Origin of the sequence: Pseudomonas sp. 18058, assembly GCF_902706155.1 — a bacterium.
GTDB classification, from domain to species: Bacteria; Pseudomonadota; Gammaproteobacteria; order Pseudomonadales; family Pseudomonadaceae; genus Aquipseudomonas; species Aquipseudomonas rustica.
This window is the reverse complement of sequence record NZ_CACSJY010000006.1, coordinates 35,403-47,772: the sequence shown is the minus strand read 5'-3', so window position 1 is coordinate 47,772 and position 12,370 is coordinate 35,403. Positions and strand designations below refer to the sequence as shown.

Sequence of the window (12,370 nt, the reverse complement as noted above, 5' to 3'; positions counted from 1 at the left end):
GGGAACGATCAGTTAAAGGCTGGCGATTTTCTGCCAGACCTTCGGCTTGAAGAACAGGGTTTCACCCTTGGCCAAGCCGATCAGGCTGTCGTGGTCTTTCACCACTTCAGCCTCGATCAAATCAGTCTGCCCCTCAACCTTCAACGTCACCCGCGTGGTCGCGCCCAACGGCCGGATATCACGCACCTCTGCCGCGTGGTGATCTTCCAGTTCGTGTTTGGACAGCGACACTTCATGCGGACGGAATAGCACGTGATTGTCGTCGCTCAACAGCAAGCGGTTCGAATCGCCGAGGAAGTGATAAACGAAATCGCTGGCCGGGTTTTCGTAGACGTCACCCGGTGAGCCGATCTGCTCGATCACGCCTTTGTTCATCACCACGATGCGGTCGGCGACTTCCATCGCCTCTTCCTGGTCGTGGGTCACGAACACCGAGGTCAGGTTGATGTCTTCGTGCAGACGCGCCAACCAGCGGCGCAATTCCTTACGCACCTTGGCATCAAGGGCGCCGAACGGCTCATCCAGCAGCAACACTTTCGGCTCCACCGCCAAGGCGCGGGCCAGGGCGATACGCTGACGCTGACCACCGGACAACTGCTCCGGATAACGATCCGACAGCCAATCCAGCTGCACCATGTTCAGCAGTTCGTGAACCTTGACCGCGATCTGGCTTTCGCTCGGGCGCTGGTTTTTCGGTTTCATGCGCAGGCCGAACGCGACGTTGTCGAACACGGTCATGTGGCGGAACAACGCGTAATGCTGGAACACGAAACCGACGTTACGATCACGCACGTCGTGGCCGGAAACGTCTTCACCGTGGAAAACGATGTTGCCGTTATCCGGGGTTTCCAGACCGGCAATGATCCGCAGCAGCGTGGTCTTGCCGCAGCCCGACGGGCCGAGCAGCGCGACCAGTTCACCGCTGTGAATGTCCAGGCTGATGTTGTCCAGCGCCTTGAACGCATTGAAATTCTTGCTGACGTTACGCACTTCGATCGACATGAATTATTCCTCCGCGGCGCTGGCGCGCAGGCGGTTGATACGGTTTTCGCTCCACTGCTTGAGCAGCAGGATGAAGAGCGCCAGGATCAGCAACAGGCTCGCCACCGCGAACGCGGCCACGTGGTTGTATTCGTTGTAGAGGATCTCGACGTGCAGCGGCAAGGTGTTGGTCACCCCGCGAATGTGCCCGGAAACCACCGACACCGCACCGAATTCCCCCATGGCCCGCGCGGTACACAGCACCACGCCATAGATCAGGCCCCACTTGATGTTCGGCACGGTGACATGCCAGAACATCTGCCAGCCATTGGCGCCGAGCAGTCGCGCGGCTTCTTCTTCCTGCGTGCCTTGTTCCTGCATCAGCGGGATCAGCTCACGGGCCACAAACGGCACGGTGACGAAGATCGTCGCCAGCACGATGCCCGGCAAGGCGAAGACGATCTGGATGTCGTGATCCTGCAGCCATGGCCCGAACAGGCCCTGCGCGCCGAACATCAGCACGTAGACCAGACCGGCGATCACCGGCGACACCGAGAACGGCAGGTCGATCAGCGTCACCAGCATGCTCTTGCCGCGGAACGAGTATTTGCTCACGCACCACGCGGCGCTGACGCCGAACACCAGGTTCAGCGGCACCGAAATCAGCACGGCGAACACGGTGAGTTTCAGTGCCGACAGTGCATCCGGTTCAAAGATCGCGGTGAAAAATGCGCCGAGGCCATTCTTCAAACCCTGCGATACGACGATGAACAACGGCAGCAGCAGAAACAGGAAAAAGACCAGCCAGCCAAGGCCGATCAGGACTCTGCGCGAAGTGGCACTGCCACGGCGTGCAGCGTTGGCCGAAGAGGCGGCCGCAATAGACGATTGGGACATTGTTCGCGCCTCCTTATGGGGTTTCGATGCGCCGCTGCAGCAAGTTGATCAGCAGCAACAGGACGAAGGAAACCACCAGCATCAACACGCCGATAGCGGTGGCGCCGGTGTAATCGTATTGGTCGAGTTTGACCATGATCAGCAGCGGCAGGATCTCGGTTTTCATCGGCATGTTGCCGGCGATGAAAATCACCGAACCGTACTCGCCAACGCCACGCGCGAACGCCAGGGCAAAACCGGTGAGCCAGGCAGGCAGCAGCGCGGGAACGAGGATGTGGCGGAACACCTGCAAAGGCTTCGCACCGAGGCACGCGGCGGCTTCTTCGACTTCACGAGGGATGTCGGCCAGTACCGGCTGCACCGTGCGCACCACGAATGGCAGTGTGACGAAGGTCAGCGCGAGGGTGATACCGAGCGGGGTGTAAGCGATTTTGAAACCGAGGTCAGCGGCGAATTGCCCGACCAGGCCGGCCGGCGCGTACAGCGCGGTCAACGCAATACCGGCAACAGCGGTCGGCAGCGCGAAGGGCAGATCGATCATCGCGTCGATCACCTTGCGCCCCGGGAACGTGTAACGCACCAGCACCCAAGCCAGCAGCGTGCCGATGATGCCGTTGATGATCGCGGCACACAGCGCGGTGCCGAAGCTCAGCTTCAATGCCGCCAGCACGCGCGGTGCGGAGATGATCGCCCAGAACTGATCCCAGGTGAGTTGAGCGGCGTGGACGAACATCGCCGCCAGCGGGATAAGCACAATCAGGCTGAGGTACACCAAGGTGTAACCCAGCGTCAGCCCGAAGCCGGGTATGACGGGGGAGATACGACGCGACATAAAAGTCCTTGGTTAAAAAGCGATCCGCTGAACGCATCAATGTGGGAGCAAGCCCTGTGGTGAGGGGATTTATCCCCCATGGGCAGCGAAGCTGCCCCAAAACCAGAAAATGCGGTGTATCAAATACACCGCATACCAGGGTTTTGCGACTGCTTCGCAGCCGGTCGGGGATAAATCCCCTCACCACAAAAGCCCGCTCCCACATTTACCGCGCCTGAGCATCAGGCTCGTGGTGTGGCTGAAGTCAGATTACTGCGCCTGATAAATCTGGTCGAACACGCCACCGTCGTTGAAGAATTTCGGTTGCGCAGTTTTCCAGCCGCCGAAGTCTTTGTCGATGGTCACCAGATCCAGTTTCGGGAACTGCTGGGCGTATTTGGCGGCGACTTCTTTGTCACGCGGACGGTAGAAGTTTTTCGCGGCGATTTCCTGACCGGCCGGGCTGTACAGGTGTTTCAGATACGCTTCGGCGATCTGCTCGTTGCCTTTTTTCTCGGCATTCTTGTCGACCACGGCCACTGGTGGCTCAGCGAGGATCGACAGCGAAGGCACGACGATGTCGAACTTGTCGGCACCGCCGTCTTCTTTCAGGGCCAGAAACGCTTCGTTTTCCCAGGCCAGCAACACGTCGCCCTGACCGTTGTTGACGAAAGTAATGGTCGAACCGCGCGCACCGGTGTCGAGGATCGGCACGTGCTTGAACAGGGTCTGTACGTATTCTTTAGCTTTGGCTTCGTCACCGCCGTTGGCTTTCAGGCCGTAGGCCCACGCGGCGAGGAAGTTCCAGCGCGCACCGCCGGAGGTTTTCGGGTTCGGCGTGATTACCGAGACGTCGTTCTTGACCAGATCGCCCCAGTCCTTGATGCCTTTCGGGTTGCCCTTGCGTACCAGGAAGACGATGGTCGAGGTGTACGGCGTGCTCGCTTCCGGCAGACGCTTCTGCCAATCGGCCGGCAGGGTCTTGCCGAGTTTGGCGATTTCATCAATGTCGCCGGCCAGAGCCAGAGTCACCACGTCAGCGCGCAGACCGTCGATCACCGCGCGGCCCTGCTTGCCCGAACCACCATGGGATTGCTGGATTTTCACGGTGTCGCCGGCATGATCTTTCTGCCAGAACTTGATGAACTCGGCGTTGTAGTCCTGATACAGCTCGCGCGTCGGGTCATACGACACGTTGAGCAGCTCGTAATCCTTGGCAACGGCAGAACCGGCAAACACAGCGCTGGCCAGAGCGGCCAAAGCGTAACGGCGAATCGACGACATGGTGAAAGCTCCTGGAATTCGGGTGGTGGCTTTTTCTTATGACTATCTGGAATCGGGTGTGCCGGCTAAATATCGCAGCCTTCGGCAGCTCCTACACACAGCCCCCTGTAGGAGCTGCCGCAGGCTGCGATCTTTTGATCTTCACTCAGCCCGGTTGCTTACCCGGTTGCTGCAAACGGAATTTCTCTTTGCGTTCGATCTGCACGACTTGCGCGTTGTGCACAGTGATCTCCACCGCGCCAAATCGCAGATCGCGCAGAGCGCTCTGGATTTCACGCAAAATGGTGGTTTCGTCCTGACCGTCAACGCTGCGAAGGGATGCGCTCATGGTGCTGCTCCTTTGAATGGGATATGCCTGGCAGTGGGCGGCACTGCGTTCGGCGTGGGAGCAATATAAGAGAGGCGCGGATATTCTTAAAAAGACTATTTAAGAATGTTTATATAACTGAAAAACATTATGTGGCGGGGCAAGGGTTTGCACCGATCTGTGAGCGACAGATAACCCTGTGGCGAGGGGATTTATCCCCGTTGGGTTGCGAAGCGACCCTGAAAATTTGGGGACTGCTGCGCAGTCCAACGGGGATAAATCCCCTCACCTCAGGTTTTGTATTCACCTCAGGTTTTGTGTGCACCCAGGTTTTTTGTCAGCTGTCAGCCAATAACAGGTGCTTTCATCCAATCAATCTCCAACGCCGGCACCGGCCGCCCAAACCAATACCCCTGCCCCAGATCACATGCCTGCTCCAGCAAAAACACGGCCTGTTCCGCCTGCTCGATCCCTTCCGCATGCACCTGCATGCCCATGCTCCGCGCCAGCGCGATAATCACCCGGACAATCGCCGCGTCGTCCTCATCCCACGGCAAACCTGCAACAAATCCCTGATCGATCTTCAATTTCTGCACCGGCAAACGCTTGAGCCGCAACAGCGACGAATAACCGGTACCGAAATCATCAATCGCCAGACGAATCCCCAACTCACGCAAGCGGTGCATCTGCTCCAGCGCCACTTCCGGATCGTCCATCACCGCGCTCTCTGTAACTTCCAGCTCCAGATACGCCGGATCCAGCCCAGTATCGCGCAGCACCTGTGCCACTTGTTGATACAGCTCACGCCGCGCAAACAATCGTGACGAAACATTTACCGCGACAAACGACAGCACCACCCCGGCCCGCTGCCACTCGCACATTTGCTGGCAAGCCTGCTGCATCACCCAGGCATCGATTTCGGCGATCAACCCGGTGCGCTCGGCAATCGGAATGAATTCCGCCGGCGACACCAGTCCACGCTGCGGATGCTGCCAGCGCACCAGCGCTTCTACGCCGATCAGGCGACTGCTTTTCAGGTCATGCACCGGTTGGTAGTAGACGCGCAGCTCTTGCAGTTCCAGCGCGCGGCGCAGTTCGAAAGCGATTTCGACCCGTTGCTGAGCGTGAGCGGTGAGTTCTTCGGTGTACAAGGCGTAACCGTTGCGCCCGCTGTTCTTGGCTTTGAACAGTGCGGCATCGGCGTTGCGCAGCAGTTGTTCCGCGCTCAAGGCATCGCTGGGGAACAGGCTGATGCCGATGCTGGCATTGATGAACAGTTCGTGGCCGTCGATGCAGAACGGTTCTTTGCAGCCATCGAGAACGCGCTGGGCCAGCGCCGCCGCTTGCGCAGGCTGTGGACAACTTTCCGCGAGCACCGCGAACTCGTCACCACCGAGCCGCGCCAGGGTGATGCCGGGGCCGAACAGTTCCTGCAACCGCGCCGCCACCGCTTTGAGTAGCCGATCACCGACGTTATGCCCGAGGCTGTCGTTGATCATCTTGAAGAAATCCAGATCGATCAGCAGCAGCGCACAGCCACGTTTGTGGGTCTGCGCAGAGGTCAGCGCTTGCTCTGCGCGGTCGCTGAACAGCAGGCGATTGGGCAGATCAGTCAATGGGTCGTGGTGGGCGAGGCGTTTGAGTTCGTGCTCGGAATCCTTGATCGCGGTGATGTCGGAGAACACCGCCACGTAATGGCTGACCTCACCGCGATCATCGTGAATGACGCGGATGGTTTGCCATTGTGGATAAATCTCGCCGCTCTTACGGCGGTTCCAGATTTCGCCGCTCCACTCTTCCTGCGATGCCAACGTGGCGAACATCGCCTGATAGAAGCCCGGCGGATGGTGGCCGGACTTGAACAGGCTCGGGCGCTGACCGATAACTTCTTCACGCTGATAACCGGTGATCTCGATGAAGGCGCGGTTAACGTGGACGATCAGCCCCTGACGATCAGTGACCAGCACGCCTTCGCGTGTGCAATCGAACACGGCCGCCGCCTGCCGCAGACGCTCGCGATCAGCGTGCCGTTCGCGCAACCGCGCTCCGATACCGAGAAACTCACACAAACGTGCGCGCGCCAGAAAAATCAGCCCGGCGCTGACCGCCGCAAACAGATAACCGTTGATCAGTTGCCAACGAGCAAGATCGACGGAGTTATCGAAGAAATTGTTTAATAAATAATCAGAACCTTGCAACCAGACAGCGGCAAGCACGAGATAGAGCAGCGCTGCACGCAAGGCATCGCGATAAGTGGCAGACATTCGGCTGTCCATGTCCCTACAAAAAGGTTGGAATTATAGGCCAAGTAACATCCAGCGACTCTTATCTGAAAGGGCGACTGGTTTTATCTGTGTGCTTAGTGATAATGCAACGGCTGTTTTTATCTTTATCGAGGGCCCTATAGCCTATGTGGTACGAAGGTTTTCTTGGCTTGTCGGCCTGGTCTCTGGTCGCGGTCACCCTGCTGATGACCCACGTGACGATTGTAGCCGTCACCGTCTATCTGCACCGTTATTCGGCCCATCGCTCGCTGGAGCTGAATGCTGGCCTGAAACATTTCTTCCGTTTCTGGCTGTGGCTGACCACGGCGCAGAACACCCGCGAGTGGACAGCCATCCACCGTAAACACCATGCCAAGTGCGAAACCGAAGACGACCCGCACAGCCCGGTCATCAAGGGTCTTTCCACCGTGTTGCGTACCGGCGCCGAGTTGTACCGCGCCGAAGCGCAGAACCCGGAAACCCTGCGCATCTACGGCAAGAACTGCCCGGAAGACTGGATCGAACGCAATGTCTACAGCCGTTATCCGCTGCTGGGCGTGGCGATCATGGGCGTTATCGACCTGATGCTGTTCGGCACCATCGGCATCACCATCTGGGCGATCCAGATGATGTGGATCCCGGTGTGGGCCGCTGGCGTCATCAACGGTCTGGGCCACGCTGTCGGCTATCGCAACTTCGAATGCCGCGACGCGGCGACCAATCTGGTGCCGTGGGGCATCCTGATCGGCGGCGAAGAACTGCATAACAACCATCACACCTACCCGAACTCGGCCAAGCTGTCGGTGAAGAAGTGGGAGTTCGACCTCGGTTGGGCGTGGATCAAAGTCTTCAGCTTCTTCCGTCTGGCCAAGGTTCAGCGCGTTGCACCGATCGCCCACCGTGTCGAAGGCAAGGGCAATCTGGACATGGACACCGCGATGGCGATCCTCAACAACCGCTTCCAGATCATGGCCCAGTACCGCAAATTGGTGATCGGCCCACTGGTTCAGCAAGAACTGGCCAAGGTCGATCACTCGGTGCGTCACCAGTTCCACCGGGCCAAGCGCCTGCTGTCGCGGGAAACCAGCCTGCTGGAAGACCGTCACCACTTGCGCATCCAGAACATGCTCGAGCACAGCCAGGCACTGAAGGTGATTTACGAAAAACGCCTGGCCCTGCAGCAGATCTGGGTCAAGACCAGCTCCAATGGACACGACATGCTCGCCGCCATCAAAGAGTGGGTTCACGAAGCGGAAGCCAGCGGCATCCAGTCTCTGCGCGACTTCGCCGGCCAGTTGAAAACCTACTCCCTGCGCCCTACTGCCTAAACACCGGCCCCAAGTAGGAGCTGCCGCAGGCTGCGATCTTTTGATTCTGTTTGTTGAAATCAAAAGATCGCAGCCTCGTTTCACTCGACAGCTCCTACAGGTGTGCCGCGATGGCCACTTGGCAGGATCCGGTAAAAACCGGGAACTTCGCCCAAAATCCCCTATCTCAAAGACACTTCGCCATCCCGGCGGGCTGTTCTGTGGCCGTTGTCGATTGCGGCACGCCCTTTGAGACTTGTGCCGATGGTCAATAACAACCAAAAAGACTCATCTTTCCCGCAGTGGCCCGAAGCCGCGCAAACCCTCATGGCCTTGATGCACGCCCAAGGCGAAGTCGCCCGCTTAAGCGAACGCGAACAGCTGTTCAGCTCGCTGCTGGTCAGTGTCAACGCGGTGCTTTGGGCGTTTAACTGGGAAACCCGTCAGGTGCTGTACGTCAGCCCCGCGTATGAACGGATTTTCGGCCGCTCCGCCGGCCTTCTCCTCGCCGACTACAACCAGTGGCGCGACAGCATCTACCCCGACGACCTCGAATACGCTGAACGCAGCCTCGCCGAAGTCCTGCACAAGGGCGCGGTGGAAGATCGCGAATACCGCATCATCGCCGCCGATGGCCAGATCCGCTGGCTCAGCGACAAATGCTTTATCAACCGTCAGGACGATAGCGGACAACCGGTGATCATCGTCGGCATTGCCGAAGACATCACCGAAAAGAAGCAGATGGAAACCGAGCTGCATCGTCTGGCGACCACCGACGTGCTGACACAAAGCAGCAACCGCCGACACTTCTTCGAATGCGCCCACCGCGAGTTTGAAGAGGCGCGGCTGCAAGGTTCGCCGATGGCGTTTCTGTTGCTGGACATTGATGACTTCAAAGTGATCAACGACAGCTACGGGCATCCGGAAGGCGACAACGTGTTGCAGCGAGTCGCCGAGTGCGGGCGCGGCTCGCTACGACGCGGCGATCTGTTCGGGCGGATTGGCGGGGAGGAATTTGCGGCTGTGTTTCCAGGGTGCGCGCCGGACATGGCGATGCAGGTCGCGGAACGCTTGCAACAGGAGATTCAACGTCTGAGTTTCAACCACGATGGCCAGACCTTCAGCATCACCGTGAGCCAGGGCCTGACCAGCCTCACCGACGAAGATGACAGCCTCGACAGCCTGTTCGCCCGCGCGGATGCAGCGATGTACGAAGCCAAGCGCCAAGGCAAGAACCGCATTATCTCTGCCTGAACACGAACTCCAATATCAACACAAAACCCTGTGGGAGCGGGCTTGCTCGCGAAAGCGGTGTGTCATTTAACGATGATGTAACTGACACCACGCCTTCGCGAGCAAGCCCGCTCCCACATGAATTTCGCGGTGTATCAAAGTTACTTACGCATCCGCATCAGCTCCGGCAAGCCGATCTTGAGCAGCCGTGCCGCGCGGCTTTTCGCCAGCTCTTCGATGCCTTCATGCTCAGTCAGAAGCCTCGACAGCCTGTTCGCCCGTGCGGATGCAGCGATGTACGAAGCCAAGCACCAAGGCAAGAACCGCATTATCTCTGCCTGAATATTCGATTTGAAATGCGAACCTGTGGCGAGGGGATTTATCCCCGATGGGGTGCGAAGCGCCCCCTTTTTTGATTTAAAAAGAGGGGGGACTGCTGCGCAGTCCATCGGGGATAAATCCCCTCGCCACAAAGGCCCGACTCTTACAAGTATGGTGTGGGCGGGTTACTTACGCATCCGCATCAGCTCCGGCAAGCCGATCTTGAGCAGCCGTGCCGTGCGGCTTTTCGCCAATTCTTCTATGCCTTCATGCTCAGTCAGGTGCGCCATCTGCGCCGCCATGTTCATCACCAGCGCTTCACGGGAATACACCCCGCCACCGAGTTGATACACCGCCGCAATCAGCTCACGCAGCTCCAGTGGCAAGCGCCAACGCGTGCGCAGTGCCGATCCATACGCCGCACCAAATTCCGCCAGCGCCTCACCAACCTCCTCCAGCTCATCCAGCGCCCCACCGGCCTGCTGCCATTCCTGCAAACAACGCAGCAACGCCAGATCACCCAACCGATGCAGCATCCCCGCGCAGTAGCAGCGCTCCTGATCCAGATCGAGCAAACGCGCCAACGTGCGCGCGTATTCAGCGGTGTGCAACGACAGCCCCCAATAACGCTCGGCATAATCCGCCAGACACGGATCGCTGAGCCTGGCGCTACGCTTGAGCGCCAGCCCCAGAATCAAATTCATGCTCTGCCCGGTACCGAGCCGGTGCAGTGCCTGCGCCAATGTCTGCACTGGCGCGCCATGGTGTTGCGCGGCGCTGTTGGCGGCAGCGATCAACACGGCAGTGATCTGCGGATCGGTTTTTATCTCATCTTCGAGCACCTTCAGATCCAGCCCGCCAGGGTTGAGGCTGCGCTTCACCGCCACTTGCACATCGGTCATCAGCGGCGCGCCGTCAGCCTGCTCACGGCGTCGCTCGAGAAACACCGACAGCGTCATACCCGGCGCCAGCGCCGGCACTTCGCAGAACACCTCTTCCCCGGCATTGAGCAGCAACCCCTGCAAACGCTGGGTCAGGCTTTCCATGTTCAGCGGTTTGGTCAGATACGCTGTCGGCGCCAGCGGAATCGCTTCGCGCACGCTGGCGCTGTCGTTGCGGCTGCTCATCAGAATGAACGGCAGCGGCGGATTGCGTTTGCGCTGCCGCACGCTGCGCAGCACATTCAGACCATCGACGCCGGGCAGCTCCCAGTCGACGATCGCGAGGTCATACGGCACTTCGCTGAGCAACGACATCGCTTGTTGACCATCGGCGCACAGATCCAGCCGCGCATCGCAACGCACGTTCAGCAGCACTTGTTTGAGCAGGTCGCGCGACCACGGGTCGGCCTCGGCAATCAGCACTCGGGGTACGGCGGGTAAATCAACGGCGGTCATGCGCGCTCTCCCTTGCAATGCCTGAACCTTAGCCAATGCTGGCCTTTCGATACAGTGCTAAAGCCCCCGATGTGTTTCAAGGGGCGAAAAAAAACCCGCCGAAGCGGGTTTTTTGTCGATCAGGTCACACTGGGTGATCAGAGCTCGGAGAAGCACTCTTCAATGATCGCCAGACCTTTGTCCAGTTGCTCGTCCGGCGAGGTCAGCGGTACGAGGACGCGCAGAACGTTGCCGTAGGTGCCGCAAGACAGCAGGATCAGACCCTTGTCGCGTGCCTTGGCCACAACCGATGCCACTGCTGCAGCGTTCGGCTTGTGGCTGTCGCCGTTTTCGAACAGCTCGACCGCGATCATCGCGCCCAGCGCACGGACTTCACCGATCACCGGGTACTTGGCCTGGATAGCCTTCAGGCCAGTCACCAGACGCTCGCCGACTGCTTTGCAGCGATCAAGCAGGTTCTCTTCTTCGAACACTTCCATCACGGCCAGCGCAGCGGCGCAAGCGATCGGGCTACCGGCGTAGGTGCCGCCCAGGCCGCCTGGAGCAATGGCGTCCATGTATTCGGCCTTGCCGCAGACACCGGCCAGCGGGAAGCCGCCAGCGATGGATTTGGCGAAGGTGGTCAGGTCGGCTGCTACGCCCATCTGTTCCATGGCGAAGAAGGTACCGGTACGGCCAGCGCCAGTCTGTACTTCGTCAGCGATCAGCAGGATGCCGTGCTGGTCGCACAGCGCACGCAGGCGCTTCATGAATTCCTTCGGCGCGACGTAGAAACCACCTTCACCCTGTACAGGCTCGATGATGATTGCGGCGATGTCTTTCGGCTCGGCGTCGTTCTTGAAGATGCGTTCGATGGAAGCGATCGAATCGTCGATGCTCACGCCGTGCAGTTCGTTCGGGTACAGCGCGCGGAAGATGCCGCCTGGCATCAGGCCCATGCCGGCCGAGTAAGGCACGACTTTACCGGTCAGGCCCAGGGTCATCATGGTGCGACCGTGGTAGGCGCCGGTGAAGGCGATCACGCCGGCACGGCCAGTGGCGGCACGCGCGATTTTCACGGCGTTTTCTACCGCTTCGGAACCGGTGGTGACCAGCAGGGTTTTCTTGGCGAAATCACCCGGGACCTTCGCGTTGATTTTTTCGCACACTTCTACGTACGGCTCGTAAGCCAGAACCTGGAAGCAAGTGTGGGTCAGCTTGTTCAGCTGTTCGGTCACGGCGGCGATGATTTTCGGGTGCACGTGGCCGGTGTTCAGTACAGCGATACCGCCGGCGAAGTCGATGAACTCACGACCTTCAACGTCAGTCACGGTAGCGTTTTTTGCCGACTCAGCGAAGATCGGGTGAATCTGGCCAACACCACGTGGAACAGCTGCGGTACGGCGGGCCATCAGTTCAGCGTTAGTCTTGCTCATTACAGTCCTCATTCGCCGCTCATCGGGCGGCGTTGTTCAAGGATTAAGCGGGAGGAAGCGACGGTGGCAGCATGCGATGATCGACTGCCACGGCGTTCCCGGCCGCAGAGAAAATTCCGGTTTGAAACGACGCAAAGGGACAGCGCTCTCGTG

General features: G+C 59.2%; 11 protein-coding genes. 3 read left to right on the top strand and 8 right to left on the bottom strand.

The window, feature by feature from the left end; translation table 11 throughout:
* Nucleotides 1–12: 12 nt before the first annotated feature.
* From GVL50_RS04955 to dibA, 6 genes are all read right to left on the bottom strand, one after another.
* Nucleotides 13–1,002, bottom strand: coding sequence for a sulfate/molybdate ABC transporter ATP-binding protein (locus GVL50_RS04955; RefSeq protein ID WP_159811958.1), 990 nt, complete (start codon nucleotides 1,000–1,002; stop codon nucleotides 13–15).
* 3 nt (nucleotides 1,003–1,005) lie between these two features.
* The gene (gene cysW / locus GVL50_RS04950; protein WP_108224225.1) at nucleotides 1,006–1,878 is read right to left on the bottom strand and encodes a sulfate ABC transporter permease subunit CysW; all 873 of its coding nucleotides are present in this window, start codon (nucleotides 1,876–1,878) and stop codon (nucleotides 1,006–1,008) included.
* 13 nt (nucleotides 1,879–1,891) lie between these two features.
* Entirely contained in the window at nucleotides 1,892–2,710 is an 819-nt protein-coding gene (cysT, locus tag GVL50_RS04945) for a sulfate ABC transporter permease subunit CysT (protein WP_008080019.1), read from the bottom strand.
* A 249-nt stretch (nucleotides 2,711–2,959) separates the two neighbouring features.
* Nucleotides 2,960–3,973 carry a sulfate ABC transporter substrate-binding protein gene (locus tag GVL50_RS04940; RefSeq protein WP_008080017.1) on the bottom strand — a complete coding sequence of 338 codons (1,014 nt, stop codon included), beginning with the start codon at nucleotides 3,971–3,973 and terminating at the stop codon, nucleotides 2,960–2,962.
* 145 nt (nucleotides 3,974–4,118) lie between these two features.
* Nucleotides 4,119–4,301 carry a sulfur starvation response protein OscA gene (oscA, locus tag GVL50_RS04935; protein WP_034151822.1) on the bottom strand — a complete coding sequence of 61 codons (183 nt, stop codon included), beginning with the start codon at nucleotides 4,299–4,301 and terminating at the stop codon, nucleotides 4,119–4,121.
* A 323-nt stretch (nucleotides 4,302–4,624) separates the two neighbouring features.
* Nucleotides 4,625–6,544, bottom strand: coding sequence for a phosphodiesterase DibA (dibA, locus tag GVL50_RS04930; protein WP_159811957.1), 1,920 nt, complete (start codon nucleotides 6,542–6,544; stop codon nucleotides 4,625–4,627).
* A gap of 146 nt (nucleotides 6,545–6,690) precedes the next feature.
* Here dibA and desA point away from each other — a divergent pair, with 146 nt between their 5' ends.
* From desA to GVL50_RS04915, 3 genes are all read left to right on the top strand, one after another.
* Nucleotides 6,691–7,872, top strand: coding sequence for a delta-9 fatty acid desaturase DesA (gene desA, locus GVL50_RS04925; RefSeq protein ID WP_159811956.1), 1,182 nt, complete (start codon nucleotides 6,691–6,693; stop codon nucleotides 7,870–7,872).
* A gap of 243 nt (nucleotides 7,873–8,115) precedes the next feature.
* Nucleotides 8,116–9,105, top strand: a complete 990-nt coding sequence (locus tag GVL50_RS04920; protein WP_159811955.1) for a sensor domain-containing diguanylate cyclase — start codon at nucleotides 8,116–8,118, stop codon at nucleotides 9,103–9,105.
* 117 nt (nucleotides 9,106–9,222) lie between these two features.
* Nucleotides 9,223–9,426: a hypothetical protein gene (locus tag GVL50_RS04915; RefSeq protein WP_159811954.1), complete on the top strand. Its 204-nt coding sequence runs from the start codon at nucleotides 9,223–9,225 to the stop codon at nucleotides 9,424–9,426.
* Between the two features lie 164 nt (nucleotides 9,427–9,590).
* On the opposite strand, the gene GVL50_RS04910 is transcribed toward GVL50_RS04915, so the two are convergent.
* Entirely contained in the window at nucleotides 9,591–10,802 is a 1,212-nt protein-coding gene (locus GVL50_RS04910; RefSeq protein WP_053116467.1) for a response regulator, read from the bottom strand.
* A 137-nt stretch (nucleotides 10,803–10,939) separates the two neighbouring features.
* Complete coding sequence (gene gabT, locus GVL50_RS04905) at nucleotides 10,940–12,217, bottom strand: 4-aminobutyrate--2-oxoglutarate transaminase (RefSeq protein WP_159811953.1); 1,278 nt, start codon at nucleotides 12,215–12,217, stop codon at nucleotides 10,940–10,942.
* Nucleotides 12,218–12,370: the final 153 nt, after the last annotated feature.